The organism is Bradyrhizobium sp. WSM1743 (assembly GCF_000473065.1).
GTDB lineage: Bacteria > Pseudomonadota > Alphaproteobacteria > Rhizobiales > Xanthobacteraceae > Bradyrhizobium.
Genome location: NZ_AXAZ01000018.1, coordinates 33,028 through 51,496, shown reverse-complemented (window position 1 = coordinate 51,496; position 18,469 = coordinate 33,028). Strand labels below are relative to the sequence as shown.

The following is an 18,469-nucleotide window of genomic DNA, read 5'->3' as shown; positions in this document are numbered from 1 at the left end:
GGGAGGCGATTTGAGCTAGGCAGAAGCGAGCTTCACACTGACTTTCGCTTTGAGGAACTCACCGTGACGGTGATCGACTTCTCCGCCTTCATCGGACGGCTAGCCACCGCCGCCGGCGAAACCATCCTGCCGTTCTTCCGCACCTCGCTGTCGATCGACGACAAGAGCAAGACCAAGGATTTCGACCCTGTGACGGAGGCCGACCGCGCCGCGGAGGCGGTGATGCGGCGGCTGATCAAGGCCAACTTCCCCCAGCACGGCATCGTCGGCGAGGAATTCGGCAACGAGCGCGAGGACGCCGACTATGTCTGGGTGCTCGACCCCATCGACGGCACCAAGTCCTTCATCGGCGGCTTTCCGATCTGGGGCACGCTGATCGCCCTGCTGCACAAGGGCACGCCGGTGTTCGGCATGATGCACCAGCCCTTCATCGGCGAGCGCTTTTCCGGCGACAATGGTTCGGCCCACTATAAAGGGCCCTCCGGCGAGCGCCGCCTCCAGGTCCGCCGCTGCGCCTCGCTGTCGGAAGCCACGACCTACACCACCAGCCCGCTGCTGATGAACGAGAGCGACCGCGCCATCTTCGGCCGCATCGAGCGGGCCGCGCGGCTGTCGCGCTATGGCGGCGACTGCTACTCCTACTGCATGCTGGCGGCCGGCCACGTCGACCTCGTGGTCGAGACCGAGCTGAAGTCCTACGACATCGCAGCGCTGATTCCGATCGTGACCGGCGCCGGCGGCGTCGTCACCACGTGGGAAGGCAAGCCGGCCCAGGGCGGCGGCCGCATCATCGCAGCCGGTGACGCCAGGGTTCACGAAGAAGCCTTGAGGCTTTTGAACCAATAACAAGCGAGCGGAGCGCTTGCATGACCATCTCACGCAGGCTGCTCGTTGAATTGCTCTTGAAATTGTTCCTGGGATTCTTTCTGCTGCTGCCGTCATTGGCATCGGCACAGAATTTTCCGGCCAAGCCGATCAAGCTGATCGTGCCGTTCCCGGCCGGCGGCCCCAACGACATCATCGCCCGGGTGATCGGCCAGCGCATGTCGGAACTCTCAGGACAGCCGGTGCTGATCGACAACCGCGGCGGCCAGGGCGGCGTGCTCGGCACGGATGCGGTTTCGAAGGCCCCGCCCGACGGCTACACCATCGCGATCTCCTCAGCCGGCGCGCTCGCGATCAGCCCGAGCATGGAGAAGGTCGCTTATGACACGCAGGCCGATCTCGCCCCGGTGACGCTGGTTGCGACCGTGCCGGAAATGCTTGTCGTCGCGAGCAACGTACCGGCAAAAGACATGGACGAACTGATTGCGCTGGCCAAAGCGCAGCCGGGAAAACTCAATTTCGCCTCCACCGGCCCCGGCAGCCTGCCGCACCTCGCCGGTGAATTGTTCAAGCTCACGGCCAAGATCGACATCGTGCACGTGCCCTATCGCGGCGCGGCGCCGGCCGTGAACGACCTGCTCGGCCACCAGGTGCAGATGGCGTTTCTCGATCTCCCCGCGCTGCTGCCGCAGGTCAAGGCCGGCGCGCTGCGGCCGATCGCGATGGGCTCGTCCGAACGCGCCCCCACCGCGCCCGAGGTGCCGACCACCGCCGAAGCGGGCTTTCCCGATCTGCGCATCGAAAACTGGTACGGCATGGTGGCGCCAAAGGGCACGCCGAAGGAGATCGTCGCGGCGGTGCATGGCCTCGCGACCAAGGCCATGGCAGATCCCGCGGTGAAGGAGAAGCTTGCCGCACAGGGCGCGACGCTGATCGGCGACGAGCCGGAGCATTTTCGCCAGTTTATCGCGGACGAGACCAGGAAGTGGGCGAAGGTGATCAAGGACGCCGGAGTGGAGACGGCGAAGTAGTCTTGCTTACCCTCCCCTGGAGGGGGAGGGTCGATCGCGCGCAGCGCGAGCGGGGTGGGGTGATCTCTCCACTCGGGCAGTGTTCGACGCGGAGAGATCTTCACCCCACCCCGTCTCACATTTCGCTTCGCTCAATGTGAGCCGACCCTCCCCCTCCAGGGGAGGGTAAGCAAGAGCTCACACCGCTTCAGCCCTGAGATGCTCCACCAGCATCTTGGCCGGCTTTGGTAGCGCCTTGAAGCTTCGCGCGCAGATCACGAGGCGACGGTTGGCCCAGGTATCACGCAGGCGAACCATGGCGAGCGGCATGGTCTTGGCGCAGCGGCGGGCGGCGGCCTCGGGCACGAGGGCTACGCCGACATCGGCCGCGACCATCTGGCAGATCGCGTCGAAATCGCGCAGACGCGCGCGGAAATGCGGGCGCATGCCGAGCCGCGCGGCGTGCTTGGAGATGTGCATCTGGAGCGCGGTGGCGCTGGTGAGCCCGACGAACTCGCAAGAGCCCGCCTCCTGGAAATCGATCTGGCGGCGGCCGGCGAACGGGCCGCGGCGCGAGGTCACCAGCGTCAGGCGATCCTCGCTGAAGGGGAAGCGTTCGATATGGTCCGGAAGCGCGTGCTCGGCGGCGAAGCCGAGATCGGCGGCACCTGCGGTGATCGCCGCCGCGATATCGGTGCTCTCGCGCTCCTCGATGTCGATGGCGACGTCGCGATGCTCACGCAGGAAGCCGGCGAGCGCCTTCGGCAGGTGCTCCGACAGGCCTGACGTGTTGGCGAGGAAATGCACGCTCGCGCGCACCCCGCTGGCAAAGCCGGCGAGATCGCCGCGCATGGCGTCGATCTGGTGGATGACCAGCCGCGCATGATCGAGCAGGCTCTCACCGGCCACGGTCAACTCGACGCCGCGGCGTCCCCGCTTGAGCAGTGCGACGCCGAGCGCGTCCTCGAGTCCCTTGATGCGCGCGCTGGCCGAGGCCAAGGCCAGATGCGACCGCTCCGCGCCGCGGGTGATGCTGCGCTGGTCGGCAACCGCGATGAAAAGCTGGAGGTCGACGAGGTCGAAGCGCATGGCAGTCTCCTCAGCCTTCGTTTGCAACGAAGGCTTTCTCCGTAACCTCCAGATTGTGCCCGATCGCCGTATCGGTCAATGTGCAGATATGATCGACCCGATGCTCATCCTCATCGCCGCCGTCTTCCTGCTTGCCGGATTCGTCAAGGGCGTGGTCGGGCTCGGCCTGCCGACGGTGTCCATGGGCCTGCTCGCGGTGAGCATGGCCCCGAGCCGCGCCATTGCCATCGTGATCGTGCCGGCCATCATCACCAACATCTGGCAGACCTTCGTCGGCCCGTACTTGCGCGACATCCTGCGGCGGCTGTGGCCGCTGATGATCGGCACCGTGGTCGGCTGCTGGCTCAATGCCGGCGCGCTGACCGGGCCTCATGCGCGCTACGGCACGATCGTGCTCGGCGCCCTGCTCGTCGTCTACGCCGTGATCGGCCTGAACAAATTCCACTTCCGCGTCGCGCCTGGGAACGAGAAGTGGGTCGGCGGCGTGGTCGGCGTCATCACCGGCGTGATCTCGGCCTCGACCGGCGTGCAGGTGATCCCCTCGATGCCGTTCATGCAGGCGATCGGCATGGAAAAGGACGAGCTGGTGCAGGCGCTCGGGGTGTTTTTCACCACGGCGACGCTGGCGCTCGCGTTCAACCTGACCGCCGTCGGATTGCTGACGCCGGCCAATGCCGTGCCGGGCGCCGTCGGCCTCGCCATGGCCTTTGCCGGCATGTTCATCGGCCAATCGGTGCGGGCGCGGATGCCGGCCGAAGCGTTTCGCCGCTGGTTCCTGATCGCGATGATCTTGCTCGGCCTCTATCTCGCCGGCAGCGCGCTGGCGAAGGAGTTCGCCTGAACGAGCTACCGCGTCTCCAGCATGGCGACGCGGATGCCGAGATAGATAAAGAGGCCGCCAAGCGCGCGATTGACCCAGGCGATCGCCCCCTCAGACTGACGCAGCCGGTGCGCGGCCTTGGCGGCGAATGCGGCGAGCACCAAGCACCACAGCGTCCCCGTAAAGATGAAGATCAGGCCGAGCGTCAGGAAGGCGAGCGGCTTGTGCGGCGCATCGGCTGCGACGAATTGCGGCAGGAAGGCCAGGAAGAACAGCGCGACCTTGGGATTGAGCGCGTTGGTGAAGACGCCCTGGAGGAAGACCCGCCGCAATGAGCTCCGCATCGGCTCGTCGATCGCCGACGCCAGCACCGGGCGCGACCACAGCATCTGAAGCCCGGTCACGACGAGATAGGCCGCGCCGACCAGCTTCAGGATCGAGAAGGCGGTGGACGAGGCCATCAGCAGGGCCGAAAGCCCGATCGCCGCGCCCGCGACATGGACAAAACAGCCGCAACTGATGCCCAAGGCGGCAGCGGCGCCGCCTCGCCAGCCCATCTGCATGCTGCGGCCGATCACATAGACCGAATCCGGCCCCGGCGTGATGTTGAGCAGCACGCCCGACAGGATGAAAAGCCCGATTTCGTGAATGCCCAGCATGCAAGCTGCCTCCCGCCGCCCCGTCCGGGCGATCCTGGTTCCGCTTAGTCGGTTCGCCCGTCCCCGTCCACCGCCGGGATTGCTTAGGATTTACCTCGAATTTGCAATGCGGATCGTGCTTCCGCTTGGCCTCATCTGCTTTATAAAGGCAGGGTTCTTGAAATGCGGGATTCGAGGCGACTGCCACGCCGTGGCCGGTCCCCTCTCCCTTGGAGCTTTGCGGATATGGAAAGACGTCTGGCTGCCATCGTCTGCGCCGATGTCGCCGGCTATTCGCGCATGATGGGCAGCGACGAGGCCGGCACCCATGCCGCCTTCAAGGCCCATCGCAGCGCGATCCATCCCATCATCCTCAATCACGGCGGCCGCGTCGTGAAGAACACCGGCGATGGCTTCCTGCTCGAGTTCCCCTCGATCGTTAGCGCCACCGAGGCGGCGATCGCGATGCAGACGCTCATGGCGGAGCGCAACCGTCATCTGCCGGCCGACCGCGCCATGCAGTTTCGGCTCGGCATTCACATGGGCGACGTCATCGCCGACGAGGACGAGGTCTTCGGTGATGATGTCAACATCGCCGTCCGCCTGGAATCGGTGGCGAGCCCCGGCGGCTTCGCGATCTCGGCCAAGGCCTACCGCGAGGCGAGCAAGCATCTCACCGTGCCGCTGACCGATGCCGGCAACCATCGCTTCAAGAACATCAAGGATGCGGTCGGGGTCTTTACCTGGACGCCCGAGGGCGCGCCGGCGCTTGCCCCCGAGCTCCGGGAGGCCTCGGCCCTGTCGCAGCAGTACCGCACCGCGATCGTCGGCGTGCTGCCCTTTGCCAATCTCAGCGACGCCCAGGATGAATATTTCTCCGATGGCCTCACCGAGGACCTGATCCACGCGCTGTCGCTGCAGTCCTTCTATCGGGTGCTGAGCCGCAACTCGACCTTCGCCTTCAAGGGCAAGAATACGAGCACGCGGCTGATCGCGCGCGAGATCGACGCCACCTATCTGATCCAGGGCTCGGTGCGGCGCGCCGGCGCCAAGATCCGCGTCACCGCCGAGCTGATCGCGCCGGAGACCGGCGAGCAGCTCTGGACCGGCCGCTACGACCGCGACATCGGCGACCTGTTCGCGATGCAGGACGAGATCACGACCAACCTGTCCGCCGCCATCGCCACCGAGATCGTCCGGGCCGAGGCCTCGGCGCCGGCGCGGCTCTCGACCGACGTGAGCGCCTGGGACCGCTTCCTCAAGGGGCTGTCGCATTATTACCGCCAGACCAAGGAGGATCTGGCCGCCGCCGTCGACCTGTTCCGTGAGGCCATCCGGCTCGATCCCAAGCTGTCGATCGCACACGCCTACCTCGCCACGATCCAGATCCAGAGCATCCAGTTCGGCTGGGTCAAGGGCACGCGCGAGATGTGGGCCGAGGCGATGAACCTCGCCGAAACCAGCGTCCGGCTCGACCCACGGTCCTCCTTCGCGTTCTCGATCCTGTCCTGGGCCCACGCGATGGAAGGGCATTACGAGGCGGCGATGGACGCCGCCAAGCGCGCGGTCGCGCTCAATCCCTACGACAATGGCGCACGCGGCGTGCTCGGCATCTGCCATTTCGTCATCGGCGAGCACCGCGAGGCGATCGAGCTGTTCTCGATGGCCGCGCAGCGCGACAACAGCGACCCGCGCTACCAATGGGCGGCGCTGAACGCCTTCAGTCATTATCTTCTGCGCCAATATGACGCGACGCTGTCATGGGCCCGCGAGCAGCTCTACATCAACCCGAATCACATGCAGGCGCTGGCGATCCGCGCCGCGGCGCTGGCGCAGCTGGGGCGAAGCGACGAGGCGAGCGAAGCCGCCCGCGTGCTGATGGCAAACTATCCAGCGCTAAACGTCGACAGGCACTTGCGCAATTTCCACTGGAAGCGGCCCGAGGACATCGCCCATTACCGCGACGGGCTGCTGAAGGCAGGCGTGCCGCTCGGCAAGCTGACCCTGGTCCAGAGCGACCTCAAGCGCGCCGCCGAATCCTGACGAGCCCGCCGCGGTCCCGCCCTTCGCGGCAAGCGGCTTGCGCCCGCTGTTGTTGACACGACAGTGAAATCAGCCACACTTCATTGCACGCTGAAGTAGTATAATCTGCTGTCGGTTTGTTAGGACTTTCCGCGCTTGATCGGCGCGTCTTTTTTTTGCGATTCGCTGCTTTCAGGATTTGGGCCATGCATGACCGCGCTTCGAAGCCGCCCTTCGACCCCTCGATCCAGGTCTCGCCGAACAATCCCTGTCCATTCCTGCGCGGCCTCGTCGGCGAAGGCTTCGTCGATGGCGGGACCGTCCCGCTCCGGACGCTGTCACAGACCATCGCGAATGCAAGCGGCGAGACGGGGCTGAAGAAGGTATCGGCCCGCATCCAGGTCCGCGGCGTCGCGCTGATCGCCAACGGCGCCTGTCACATCCTGCAAAGCATCTTCTGGGGCGCGCAGCTCGATAGGCTGCGCGGCGGCCCGCTCGACAAGCTCGGTGCCGGCTCGCGCATCCTCGGTGTCGACGGGCGCGTCAACGAGGACGAGATCGCGCGGCTCGCCAGCTTCGGCGGCTCCTATGACGATCCCGATGGCGGCGGCACCGAGACCGGCCTCAACGCCTCGCAAATCCAGACCTTCATGAAGGACAATCTCAAGCGCGCCGGCAAGCAAGCGCGCTGGTACTACCCGATCCTGATGAAGTTCGAATGGCCGATCCTGCTCAAGATCATGGGCAAGGGTCAGGGTGATGACCGCTATCTCAGCGTGGCCGAGGTGAGGACATTGTTCAACGAGCGCAAATTCCCTGAAAGGATCACCCAGCGAGTCGTCAGCCAGCCCGTCACCCCGCCCTCGCTGATCTTGCGCGCAGCCGGCGGGCTCGTCGCCGCGCTCCTCGTCTTTGGGGTCGTGGCGCTGCGCTTTCCGGATCAATTCCAGCCGATGCTGCCAGGCATCCTCGGCGACCTGGTGGCGCCGCCATTGCCGGCGCACGTCGAACCCCGGGCCGCGTACTGGCTCGAGCAGAATTGGGCGCTGGAGGATCGGCACTGGTTTCATCATGCCAGCCAGGGCACCGCGACCTTCCCGGTGCCCTATCGCTGGTTCATGGCGCTCGAGCAGCCGCGGCTTCATTTCTTCGCAAAGCCGGGGATGCTGCATGACAGCGAGCATCTGCAGCGCTTCGGCTTCATCCCGAGCCCGCAGACGATCAACACCGATGACGCCACGCTGCGCCGGTTCGGCTATGCCAACGTCTATGACAAGACGAAGCCGGTGCCGGCGCGGCTCTGGGATCCGCCGGTGAACTGGGGTGCCCAGGCCGAAAACGTCGACGGCCTGCCCGTCGGCTTCGCGCGCATGACCGGCGTCCCCGATCCTGCGACGGGCCAGGTCGGTGAGGACCGGATCGGCCTGACCTGCGCCGCCTGCCACACCGGCCAGATCCACTACAAGGGCATCGACGTCCGCTTCGACGGCGGCCCGGCGATGACCGACCTGAGAAAGCTCGAGATCACGACCGGCCTGTCGATCGCCTATACACTCATCGTGCCGGGTCGCTTTACGCGCTTCGCCGACCGCGTGCTCGGCACCTCCGCCAGCGATGCGGACCGCGATGCGCTGAAGCAGAAGCTGAGTGCGATCAGCACGTTCCTGGTCGACTGGGAGAAGACCTACGCGAAAACCATCGAGGGCAAGACGAGGTTCAACGAGAAGACGAAGCGGCAAGAGCAGCAGCAGGACACGGAGGAAGGATACGGCCGTCTCGACGCGCTCAACCGCATCGGCAATCAGGTGTTCGCCCAGGACATGGCGCTCAGCGGCCTCAGCGGCTTCGAGAAAAATCTGCACGCCAAGGACGCGCCGGTCAGCTTCCCGCCGATCTGGACCGTGCCGTGGCTCAAATACGCGCAATATGACGCGTCCATCGAACAGCCGCTGATCCGCAACGCCGGCGAAGCGCTGGGCGTGACCGCGCTGCTCAACCTGTCCGACAATTCGCCCAAGGACACGCTGTTCCGCTCGTCGATGGATATCAAGAATCTGAACTGGATCGAGGATCTGCTCAAGGGGGCGGCGCCCTATCCGAAAAAGCAGCTCTCCGGACTGACATCGCCGAAATGGCCGTCGGACATCTTCGGCGATGACGCCTGGAAGATCGATGGCGACCGCGTCAAGAACGGCCGCAAGCTTTACGCGCAACTCTGCACCGAATGCCATCTCGGGCCGGTCAACGATCCCGTGTTCGACGCCGAGTTTCCGGATCAGAGCATCTGGTCCTCGTCGCGCTGGGAGACCATCGGCGCCGACAAATTCCTGAACGAGGTCCAGAAGAGCGTCAAAGGCATGGGGACCGATCCCGCTCAGGCCAGCGTGCTAGAGACACGGACGGTTCAGGTACCGGGCTTTCTCAAGCTCGATCCCTCGCAGAAACTCAATGCCTGGTGGAGCTGCAATCTGCCGAATATTTCTTCAACCGACATGCCGTACTCGCTTGGGCTGATGGTGCTGGTCGACATCGTCGCCCGCAAGGCGATGGACGATGCCAAGATCGACCCGAAGGTTCAGCAGGCCTGGTGGGGTGAGCGCAAGAACTGCCCCAATCCGGGTCCGCAGCCGCCCGACAAGAAGGAGCCGGGGCCCTGGTATCGCGCGCGCCCGCTCAACGGCGTCTGGGCCACCGCGCCTTACCTGCACAACGGATCGGTGCCCTCGCTCTTCTGGATGCTGAGCCCCGCGGCCGAGCGCCCCAAATCGTTCTGCATGGGTGGTGGTCGCGACTACGATCCGAAGCAGGTCGGCTTCGCGGTCTCCGACGGCGAGAGCTGCAAGACCGGGCAATCGCGCTTCTCGACGCGGGCGTCTGATGGCACCGAGCTGTTCGGCAACAGCAATGCCGGCCACTCGTTCGACGGCACGCCGGGCCCCGGCAAGGACGGCACCATCGGCCGCGTGCTCAAGGATCAGGAGCGCTACGATCTGATCGAATATCTGAAGACGCTGTGAGCTGCCGTTCACCTCTCCCCGCTCCTGTCCGCCGAAGCTTCAGCGAAGGCGGATGCGGGAGAGGCCGGGATACATCCACACCGTCATTGCGAGCGCAGCGAAGCAATCCAGAGTCTTTCCGCGGAGACAGACTGGATTGCTTCGCTGCGCTCGCAATGACGAAGAATGAGGACTCTCCGCGAATCCTACTGTCACCTTCCCGGAGAGACTCACTCTCACCTCCACGCAGGCGGGGCGAGGGAGCGGACCGCCTCACTTGAACAGCGGCGTGCCCGGCACGAAGGCGTCGAAGGCGGCCCAGAACTGGGAGCGGTAGCGGTCCTGCTCCTGGAGGATCTCGTGCTTGGAGCCGGCGATCACGAGATGAGAGCCGGCGCGCAAGTGATAGGCGAACTCCTCGATCGCCGCGGTCGAGACCACGGTATCGTTGGACGCCGCCAGCATCAGGATCGGCTGGCGGATCTGCGAGGGGTAGTTCACGCGCTTGAAGGTGTGCATCGCGCGGAAGGCGGTGTCGGCCCAGGCGACCGTCGGTGACGCAAGTCCAAGCGTCGGGTCTTCCTCCAGGATCGCGGCATTGCGCGCATAGCGCACCGGATCGCTGGTCAGGGGATTGTTGATGAAGGGATCGAGCCCGGTGAGGCGGTCACTGCCGCCAGGAACGTAGCGGCCGCCCTGCCCGAGCAGGCGCATCGTCTTGAGCAGCGCACGCACCGGGAACGAGGTGGTGCGCCCGGGCAGGTCGATCATCGGCGCCGACAGCACCATGCGGTCGAACCAGCGCTTGCCGGCATGCGCCACCCGCAGCAGCACCGTGCCGCCCATGGAGTGGGCGAGAGCGAAGAAGGGCGGCGGGCAATCCGGCAGCACCACCTGCTGTACGAAGGTCTCGACGTCGATCTCGAAATCGGCAAAGTCGCGCACATAGCCCTTGCGCGGATCGCGCAGCCGCCGCGAGGAATGGCCCTGGCCGCGCCAGTCGATCATCGCCACCGCAAAGCCGCGATCGCGCAGGTCGCGCACGGTCTCAAAATATTTCTCGATCTGCTCGCTGCGCCCTGTGAAGACGCAGACGGTGCCCTTGCGGTTCGCTGGCGGCGCCCACCGCGCAAAGCGCAGCTCGGCGCCATCGGGTGTCTTGATGGTGCCGCTGACGACGTTTTCGGGGACGGGATTGGACGGGATCGAGACCAGCGTCATAGGCGGGAAGTACTGCAAATCAAGGGGCTAAAGCGCCGAAAAGGCGCAAATGCCGCCCTCTTGAACGCCGTCTCGTTCCACCCATATCATTTTCGTGCAGGCCGCTACCAGTGTTTCGGAACCGGAACATCAGGCTGCACACAGACGAAAGCCCGGCCCGATTGGCGGGCGGGTTACTCAACAGTCGCTCAATGGAGGACTTGACCATGCGTAGCTACGATCTCACCCCGTTTTATCGTTCCACCGTCGGCTTCGACCGCCTCTTCAACCTGCTCGATCAGGCCAGTTCGGACGGCAGTCCCGGTTACCCCCCTTACAACATCGAGCGCACCGGCGAGAACGCCTACCGCATCACCGTTGCGGTCTCGGGCTTCGCCAAGGACGAGCTCTCCATCGTCGCGAAGGAAAACACGCTGACGATCAAGGGCGAGAAAGTCGCCAATGAGAACTCGACGTCCGAAGTGCTCTACCGCGGCATCGCCGCGCGTGCTTTCGAGCGCGACTTCCAGCTTGCCGATTTCGTGCAGGTGAAGGACGCTTCGCTCGAGAACGGGCTGCTTCACGTCGACCTCGTACGCGAGATTCCCGAGGCCAAGAAGCCGCGCCAGATCGCGATCAACGCCGGCGCAAAGGCGCAGGTGATCGAGAACTCGGCGCAAGCCGCCTAAGCCAAGCGACTTCCAGGTTGCCAAAACGCCCCGGTGCCCCGGGGCGTTTTTTGTTGTGCATCGCATCACAGAGCGGTGAAGATGCGTAACGGTGCCATCTCTCCCTCCGTCCTTTGGGCATCGAACCCAAACAAGACGGAGAAGATCATGTCACTCTGGCGCAGCCTTTTTGTCGCCGCGAGCCTTTTGGCGGCTCCCCTCGGCCTTGCTCATGCGCAGACACCGCAGACGGTGAAGGCGAAGAACGTCGTGCTGGTGCACGGCGCCTGGGCCGACGGCTCGAGCTGGTCGGAGGTGATCCCGATCCTGCAGGCTGCAGGCCTGCATGTCACCGCCGTGCAGAATCCGCTGTCGTCACTTGCGGAGTCCGTCGAGGCGACCAAGCGCGCGCTAGCCGAGCAGGATGGTCCGACCGTGCTGGTCGCGCATTCCTGGGGAGGCACCGTGATCAGCCAAGTCGGCACCGACCCGAAAGTCACTGGGCTCGTCTACATCGCCGCACGCGCGCCCGATGCGAACGAGGATTTCGTGGCACTGTCGAAGCAGTTTCCGACCGGGCCCGCGCGCGCGGGCATCGTCGAGCGCGACGGCTACACCAAGCTCTCGGAAGACGCCTTCCTGAAGTACTTCGCCAATGGCGTGAAGCCGGAACAGGCCAGAGAGCTCTTCGCCGTGCAATGGCCGACGGCGGCCTCGATCTTCGCCGGCCGCACCACGGAGGCGGCGTGGCGCTCCAAGCCGAGCTGGTACGCGGTGTCGAAGAACGACTACACCATCAACCCCGATTTCGAACGTTTCCTCGCCAAGCGCATGAACGCCACCACAGTGGAGCTCGATGCCGGCCACCTCTCGCTGGTGTCGCGTCCGAAGGAGGTGGCGAATTTGATCCTGGAGGCGGCGGGGTATTCGCGAAGCTGAGCGGCGATCGCTGAAATGCAGAAGGCGCCTGAATTGCTCCGGCGCCTTTTATTTTGGCCAACTCTCTCCCCGATGTCGTCCCCGCGAAGGCGGGGACCCATAACCCCAGGGAGCGGTTTGGCGATGACTAGGAGCCTGGTACTCGCACCTCATCCCCACCGATAGATCACGCGGTATGGGTCCCTTGCCTTCGCGGGGACGACGGCGTCGGTGTAGCTGGCGCGCCCGCATCAAACTCTCAGTGCTAGTCCAGCCCCTGCGCGGCTGGCATCTCCTGTGTCGGGAGGATTGTCGGGGCAGGCTTGGCCTGACCGACCGTGGGCGCAGCGACCTCAGCCGGCTTGGCCTGCGCGGCGGCTATCTGCTGCGGGGCTTGTGCCTTCGGCGCTTGAGCCTGCTGCGTCACAGGCTCGGCTGGCTTGGCGGCCACGACCGGCGTCTCGCCGCGCCGCGGCGCGGCCTTGGGCAGCGGCACAGCGCGGCTTGCCACATGCGGGATCGACGCTGGCGGGCGCGGCGGGCCGCTGCGGATCACGGTCGGCGGCGGCAGGGCGCTTTGCGGCCCGTAAGGCGCGACCGCGGGTTCGTCATAGGCGGGCGCCATGCCATAGGCGTCGGCGGCGGGCATGAAGCGGATGATCCGCCCGTCACGGGCGTCGATCACCAGCCGGCCATCGTCGCCGCGAGGGTCGATCACCGCGATGGTGTAGACGTTGCCGCGCAGGCGTGGGATGCCGAGCGGCGAGAAGCCGTTTTCGCGCAGCACCGCGTAAACCTCCGTTGACGGCAACAAGACTTGCGCCGGACCACCTTCCTCGTAGCCGTAGCCATAACCGTAACGCGGCGGCGGGGCGGCCTCCGGCGGGGCGTAGGGTCCGTCGAAATCCGACACCGCGACAACGGCCCCTCTCGTGATACCGCTCGCGGGAACCTGGGCGTGCCCCGCTGTTGCAGCCAGCGCCAGCGCGACGGCCGCCACACATCCTGTGAAAAACTTCATGATCGAGACGCTCCTGTCAGGCCCCTCGGTGGCCGCCCTCTTTCGCTTCTTGCGGCGTGGCGCGCCGTCCGAAGGGTTGATCCGAAGCTTCATTCGGGATTTCGGCGCCCGCGGGGCCGGATCAGGGCGCGTTTGCTTCAAAACCGGGGCTGCGCAACTTTTGGAAAGCGATTGATTGACATATGGGGAATCGGGACTTTCGCGCGCTTGTGTGCTAGACAAAAATTTGGCAAGGTGATGGTTAGGACAGGAAGACTGTCTCAATTTTGCTTGCGGTTCCGGCATAGGGATTGCAGCGAGAACTGGTGCTCTCGAGCGCCGGCAAGGTACCAGGCAAAGCCGTTCTCGGGGACGAAGAACGCCTAGGCCTGAATTTAAGAAAATGCGGCTCGCAGCGGACGAGCGGTGACCCAGAGGCGGGTGCCGCGGAACGCCCAAGGTGCGCCGAAGATGGCGGTGAGGCAGCTTGCCGCATGGAGAGGACAGGAACAATGAACGGGTCGCAATTCGAGCGCGCAAACATCGTGGCAGAAGAGCTGTCGGCGACGGTCGCCTCGAAAACGACCGATCCGATCACCTCACCGATTCAAGAGCACAATTCGCGCCCCAAAGCCGAAGGTCTGTACGATCCGAGCCTGGAGAAGGACTCTTGCGGCGTCGGCTTCATCGCCAACATCAAGGGCAAGAAGTCGCACGAGATCGTCTCGGACGCGCTGAGCATCCTCTGCAATCTCGAGCATCGCGGCGCCGTCGGCGCCGACCCGCGCGCCGGTGACGGCGCCGGCATCCTGGTGCAGATCCCGCACGCCTTCTTCAGCCGCAAGGCCAAGGAGCTCGGCTTTGCGCTGCCGGCGCCCGGCGAATACGCCATCGGCGCGCTGTTCATGCCGCGCGACACCGCTTGGCGCAACGTCATCAAGAGCATCATCGCCGACCAGATCAAGGAAGAGGGTCTGACCCTGCTCGGCTGGCGCGACGTGCCGACCGACAATTCCTCGCTCGGCGTCACCGTGAAACCGACCGAGCCCTCCTGCATGCAGGTGTTCATCGGCCGCAACGGCGTCGCCAAGACCGAGGACGAGTTCGAGCGCCGGCTCTACATCCTGCGCAAGTCGATCTCGCAGGCGATCTACCAGCGCCGCGATCGCGGCCTCGCCGGCTATTACCCGTGCTCGATGTCCTGCCGCACCGTGATCTACAAGGGCATGTTCCTCGCCGACCAGCTCGGCAAGTACTATCCCGACCTGCACGAGAAGGACTTTGAGAGCGCGCTCGCGCTGGTGCACCAGCGCTTCTCGACCAACACCTTCCCGGCGTGGTCGCTGGCGCACCCGTACCGCATGATCGCGCATAACGGCGAGATCAATACGTTGCGCGGCAACACCAACTGGATGGCGGCGCGCCAGGCCTCGGTGAGCTCCGAGCTCTACGGCAAGGACATCAACCGGCTCTGGCCGATCTCCTACGAGGGACAGTCGGACACCGCCTGCTTCGACAACGCGCTCGAATTCCTGGTGCAGGGTGGCTACTCGCTGCCGCATGCCGTGATGATGATGATTCCGGAGGCGTGGGCCGGCAATCCCTTGATGGATGAGAAGCGCCGCGCCTTCTACGAATATCATGCCGCGCTGATGGAGCCGTGGGACGGGCCCGCCGCGATCGCCTTCACCGACGGCCGCCAGATCGGCGCCACGCTCGACCGCAACGGATTGCGGCCGGCGCGCTATCTCGTCACCAAGGACGACCGCATCGTGATGGCGTCCGAGATGGGCGTGCTGACGATCCCCGAGGACCAGATCATCACCAAGTGGCGCCTGCAGCCCGGCAAGATGCTGCTGGTCGACCTCGAGCAGGGCCGTCTGATTCCGGACGACGAGATCAAGGCCGAGCTCGCCAAGAGCCATCCGTACAAGGAGTGGCTGGAACGGACCCAGATCGTGCTCGAAGAGCTGCCGAAGGTTCCGACCACCGGCGTGCGCTCCAACCTGTCGCTGCTCGATCGCCAGCAGGCGTTCGGCTACAGCCAGGAAGACATCACCATCCTGATGACGCCGATGGCGGCCACCGGCGAGGAAGCCGCGGGCTCGATGGGCAACGACACGCCGATCTCGGCGCTGTCGGACAAGGCCAAGCCGCTGTTCACCTATTTCAAGCAGAACTTCGCGCAGGTCACCAACCCGCCGATCGACCCGATCCGCGAGGAGCTGGTGATGAGCCTCGTCTCCATCATCGGACCGCGGCCGAACCTGTTCGACCTGCAGGGCATGGCCACGACCAAGCGCCTCGAAGTGCGCCAGCCGATCCTGACCGACGCGGACCTGGAAAAGATCCGCTCGATCTCGGAGGTGGCCGACACGCACTTCAAGTCGCGCACGCTGGATACGACCTTCCACGCCGGGCTTGGGGCTGCCGGCATGGACCAGGTGCTGGACGAGCTCTGCGCGCGCGCTGAAAGCGCGGTGCGCGAGGGCGTCAACATCATCATCCTTTCGGACCGCATGGTCGGCACCGACCGCGTGCCGATCCCGGCACTGCTGGCCTGCGCCGCCGTGCATCATCATCTGATCCGCGTCGGACTGCGCACCTCGGTCGGTCTCGTCGTCGAATCCGGCGAGCCGCGCGAAGTGCATCACTTCGCGTGCCTGGCCGGCTACGGCGCCGAAGCGATCAATCCGTACCTCGCGTTCGAAACCATCATCGCGATGAAGGACCGCCTGCCCAGCTCGCTCGACGACTACGAGATCGTCAAGCGCTACATCAAGTCGATCGGCAAGGGCCTGCTCAAGGTGATGTCCAAGATGGGCATCTCGACCTACCAGTCCTATTGCGGCGCGCAGATTTTCGACGCGGTCGGTCTCAAGGCGGACTTCGTCGCCAAGTTCTTCGCCGGCACGCACACCCGCGTCGAGGGCGTGGGCCTTGCCGAGATCGCCGAGGAAGCCGTGCGCCGTCATGCCGACGCGTTCGGCGAGGCGCAGGTCTACAAGAGCGCGCTCGATGTCGGCGGCGAATATGCCTATCGCAGCCGCGGCGAGGACCATGCCTGGACCGCGGAATCGGTGTCGCTGCTGCAGCACGCCGCGCGCGGCAATTCGCAGGAGCGCTACCGCGCCTTCGCAAAAATCCTCAACGAGCAGTCGGAGCGTCTTTTGACGCTGCGCGGCCTGTTCCGGATCAAGAGCGCCGAGGAGGAGAAGTGCAAGCCGATCCCGCTCGACCAGGTCGAGCCGGCCAAGGATATCGTCAAGCGTTTCGCCACGGGTGCGATGAGCTTCGGCTCGATCTCGCGCGAGGCGCACACCACGCTCGCGATCGCCATGAACCGGATCGGCGGCAAGTCGAACACCGGTGAAGGCGGCGAGGAAGCCGACCGCTTCAAGCCGATGCCGAACGGCGATTCCATGCGCTCGGCGATCAAGCAGGTCGCCTCGGGCCGCTTCGGCGTCACCACGGAGTATCTCGTCAACTCCGACATGATGCAGATCAAGATGGCGCAGGGCGCCAAGCCCGGCGAAGGCGGCCAGCTGCCTGGCCACAAGGTCGACGCGACCATCGCAAGAGTCCGGCACTCGACGCCGGGCGTCGGCCTGATCTCGCCGCCGCCGCACCACGACATCTACTCGATCGAGGACCTGGCGCAGCTCATCTACGACCTCAAGAACGTCAACCCCACCGGCGACGTCTCGGTCAAGCTCGTCTCCGAGATCGGCGTCGGCACGGTCGCCGCGGGCGTCGCCAAGGCGCGCGCCGACCATGTCACCATCGCGGGCTTCGAGGGCGGCACTGGCGCTTCGCCGCTGACCTCGATCAAGCATGCCGGCTCGCCGTGGGAGATCGGACTTGCCGAAACCCACCAGACGCTGGTGCGCGAGCGGCTGCGCAGCCGCATCGTGGTCCAGGTCGACGGCGGCTTCCGCACCGGCCGTGACGTCGTGATCGGCGCGCTGCTCGGGGCCGACGAGTTCGGCTTCGCCACCGCGCCGCTGATCGCGGCCGGCTGCATCATGATGCGCAAGTGCCATCTCAACACCTGCCCGGTCGGCGTCGCCACGCAAGACCCGGTGCTGCGCAAGCGCTTCACCGGCCAGCCCGAGCACGTGATCAACTACTTCTTCTTCGTCGCTGAGGAAGTCCGCGAGATCATGGCCTCGCTCGGCTTCCGCACCTTCAACGAGATGGTCGGCCAGGTTCAACTGCTCGACCAGACCAAGCTGGTCGCGCACTGGAAGGCCAAGGGGCTTGATTTCTCCAAGCTCTTCGTCAAGCAGAAGGAAGAGAAGGGCCAGAAGATCTATCACTCCGAGCGCCAGAACCATCATCTGGAGGCGGTGCTCGACCGCACGCTGATCGAGCAGGCCACGCCTGCGCTCGACCGCGGGGCGCCGGTGAAGATCGAGGCCGTGATCAACAGCACCAACCGCTCCGCCGGTGCGATGCTGTCGGGCGCGGTCGCTAAAATCTACGGCCATGCCGGCCTGCCGCATGACACCATCCATGTCAGCCTCAAGGGCACCGCCGGCCAGGCCTTCGGCGCCTGGCTCGCCCACGGCGTCACCTTCGAGCTCGAAGGCGAAGGCAACGACTATGTCGGCAAGGGTCTCTCCGGCGGCAAGATCATCGTCAAGCCGCCGAGGAACTCGGCGATCGTGCCAGAAGAGAGCATCATCGTCGGCAACACCGTGATGTACGGCGCGATCGACGGCGAATGCTACTTCCGCGGCATCGCCGGCGAACGCTTCGCCGTGCGCAATTCCGGTGCCGTCGCGGTGGTCGAGGGCGCGGGCGATCATTGCTGCGAATACATGACCGGCGGCATCGTGGTCGTGCTCGGCAAGACCGGGCGCAACTTCGCGGCCGGTATGTCCGGCGGCATCGCCTATGTGCTGGACGAGGCCGGCGACTTCGACAAGCTGTGCAACCTCAGCATGGTCGAGCTCGAACCCGTGCTGTCGGAGGAGATGATCAACGCCGACACCTATCACGCCTCCGGCGACCTCGAAGCGCACGGCCGGGTCGACGTGTTCAAGAACCTGCTCGCCTCCGACGTCGAGCGGCTGCACGTGCTGATCACGCGCCATGCCAAAGCAACCGGCTCCAAGCGCGCCGCCGAGATCCTCGCCAATTGGAAGGAATGGCTGCCGAAGTTCCGCAAGGTGATGCCGGTCGAGTACCGGCGCGCGCTGCGCGAACTGGCCGCCAACGCGGACGCCGAGCCGAAAATCGCGATCGGGGCGTAAGAAAAAGCCCTCATGGTGAGGAGCG

The 18,469-nt window shown here is 65.3% G+C and carries 13 protein-coding genes; 9 read left to right on the top strand and 4 right to left on the bottom strand.

From position 1 onward, the window contains the following. Positions 1-63: 63 nt before the first annotated feature. Both hisN and YU9_RS0114560 read left to right on the top strand, forming a co-directional pair. Entirely contained in the window at positions 64-846 is a 783-nt protein-coding gene (gene hisN / locus YU9_RS0114565; RefSeq protein ID WP_027573511.1) for a histidinol-phosphatase, read from the top strand. A 20-nt stretch (positions 847-866) separates the two neighbouring features. Further along, complete coding sequence (locus YU9_RS0114560) at positions 867-1,856, top strand: tripartite tricarboxylate transporter substrate binding protein (RefSeq protein ID WP_027573510.1); 990 nt, start codon at positions 867-869, stop codon at positions 1,854-1,856. A 177-nt stretch (positions 1,857-2,033) separates the two neighbouring features. Here the strand turns inward: YU9_RS0114560 and YU9_RS0114555 are convergent, their stop codons facing one another. Beyond that, complete coding sequence (locus YU9_RS0114555; RefSeq protein WP_027573509.1) at positions 2,034-2,924, bottom strand: LysR substrate-binding domain-containing protein; 891 nt, start codon at positions 2,922-2,924, stop codon at positions 2,034-2,036. 88 nt (positions 2,925-3,012) lie between these two features. Between YU9_RS0114555 and YU9_RS0114550 the strand changes: the two genes are divergently transcribed. Next, entirely contained in the window at positions 3,013-3,765 is a 753-nt protein-coding gene (locus tag YU9_RS0114550; protein WP_027573508.1) for a sulfite exporter TauE/SafE family protein, read from the top strand. A gap of 5 nt (positions 3,766-3,770) precedes the next feature. Here the strand turns inward: YU9_RS0114550 and YU9_RS0114545 are convergent, their stop codons facing one another. Then, the gene (locus YU9_RS0114545) at positions 3,771-4,403 is read right to left on the bottom strand and encodes a LysE family translocator (RefSeq protein WP_027573507.1); all 633 of its coding nucleotides are present in this window, start codon (positions 4,401-4,403) and stop codon (positions 3,771-3,773) included. Between the two features lie 225 nt (positions 4,404-4,628). Between YU9_RS0114545 and YU9_RS0114540 the strand changes: the two genes are divergently transcribed. Beyond that, complete coding sequence (locus tag YU9_RS0114540; protein WP_027573506.1) at positions 4,629-6,425, top strand: adenylate/guanylate cyclase domain-containing protein; 1,797 nt, start codon at positions 4,629-4,631, stop codon at positions 6,423-6,425. 185 nt (positions 6,426-6,610) lie between these two features. Beyond that, positions 6,611-9,421, top strand: a complete 2,811-nt coding sequence (locus YU9_RS0114535; RefSeq protein WP_027573505.1) for a di-heme-cytochrome C peroxidase — start codon at positions 6,611-6,613, stop codon at positions 9,419-9,421. A gap of 252 nt (positions 9,422-9,673) precedes the next feature. On the opposite strand, the gene YU9_RS0114530 is transcribed toward YU9_RS0114535, so the two are convergent. Then, on the bottom strand, positions 9,674-10,621 hold the full coding sequence (locus YU9_RS0114530; RefSeq protein ID WP_027573504.1) for an alpha/beta fold hydrolase: 948 nt from the start codon (positions 10,619-10,621) through the stop codon (positions 9,674-9,676). Between the two features lie 206 nt (positions 10,622-10,827). On the opposite strand from YU9_RS0114530, the gene YU9_RS0114525 reads away from it, so the two are divergent. Both YU9_RS0114525 and YU9_RS0114515 read left to right on the top strand, forming a co-directional pair. Continuing rightward, on the top strand, positions 10,828-11,289 hold the full coding sequence (locus tag YU9_RS0114525) for an Hsp20 family protein (RefSeq protein WP_027573503.1): 462 nt from the start codon (positions 10,828-10,830) through the stop codon (positions 11,287-11,289). A 147-nt stretch (positions 11,290-11,436) separates the two neighbouring features. Next, complete coding sequence (locus YU9_RS0114515) at positions 11,437-12,207, top strand: alpha/beta fold hydrolase (RefSeq protein ID WP_027573502.1); 771 nt, start codon at positions 11,437-11,439, stop codon at positions 12,205-12,207. 244 nt (positions 12,208-12,451) lie between these two features. On the opposite strand, the gene YU9_RS0114510 is transcribed toward YU9_RS0114515, so the two are convergent. After that, complete coding sequence (locus YU9_RS0114510) at positions 12,452-13,207, bottom strand: hypothetical protein (RefSeq protein ID WP_027573501.1); 756 nt, start codon at positions 13,205-13,207, stop codon at positions 12,452-12,454. Here YU9_RS0114510 and YU9_RS47675 point away from each other — a divergent pair. Then, complete coding sequence (locus tag YU9_RS47675) at positions 13,206-13,382, top strand: hypothetical protein (protein WP_156951884.1); 177 nt, start codon at positions 13,206-13,208, stop codon at positions 13,380-13,382. The genes YU9_RS0114510 and YU9_RS47675 overlap by 2 nt on opposite strands. 316 nt (positions 13,383-13,698) lie before the next feature. Next, complete coding sequence (gltB, locus tag YU9_RS0114505; RefSeq protein ID WP_027573500.1) at positions 13,699-18,444, top strand: glutamate synthase large subunit; 4,746 nt, start codon at positions 13,699-13,701, stop codon at positions 18,442-18,444. Positions 18,445-18,469 lie beyond the last annotated feature (25 nt).

Coding starts and splice junctions, on each gene's coding strand:
- YU9_RS0114560 (WP_027573510.1), top strand. CDS start 867: ATGACCATCTCACGCAGGCTGCTCGTTGAATTGCTCTTGAAATTGTTC.
- YU9_RS0114555 (WP_027573509.1), bottom strand. CDS start 2,924: ATGCGCTTCGACCTCGTCGACCTCCAGCTTTTCATCGCGGTTGCCGAC.
- YU9_RS0114550 (WP_027573508.1), top strand. CDS start 3,013: ATGATCGACCCGATGCTCATCCTCATCGCCGCCGTCTTCCTGCTTGCC.
- YU9_RS0114545 (WP_027573507.1), bottom strand. CDS start 4,403: ATGCTGGGCATTCACGAAATCGGGCTTTTCATCCTGTCGGGCGTGCTG.
- YU9_RS0114540 (WP_027573506.1), top strand. CDS start 4,629: ATGGAAAGACGTCTGGCTGCCATCGTCTGCGCCGATGTCGCCGGCTAT.
- YU9_RS0114535 (WP_027573505.1), top strand. CDS start 6,611: ATGCATGACCGCGCTTCGAAGCCGCCCTTCGACCCCTCGATCCAGGTC.
- YU9_RS0114530 (WP_027573504.1), bottom strand. CDS start 10,621: ATGACGCTGGTCTCGATCCCGTCCAATCCCGTCCCCGAAAACGTCGTC.
- YU9_RS0114525 (WP_027573503.1), top strand. CDS start 10,828: ATGCGTAGCTACGATCTCACCCCGTTTTATCGTTCCACCGTCGGCTTC.
- YU9_RS0114515 (WP_027573502.1), top strand. CDS start 11,437: ATGTCACTCTGGCGCAGCCTTTTTGTCGCCGCGAGCCTTTTGGCGGCT.
- YU9_RS47675 (WP_156951884.1), top strand. CDS start 13,206: ATGATCGAGACGCTCCTGTCAGGCCCCTCGGTGGCCGCCCTCTTTCGC.
- YU9_RS0114510 (WP_027573501.1), bottom strand. CDS start 13,207: ATGAAGTTTTTCACAGGATGTGTGGCGGCCGTCGCGCTGGCGCTGGCT.
- gltB (WP_027573500.1), top strand. CDS start 13,699: ATGAACGGGTCGCAATTCGAGCGCGCAAACATCGTGGCAGAAGAGCTG.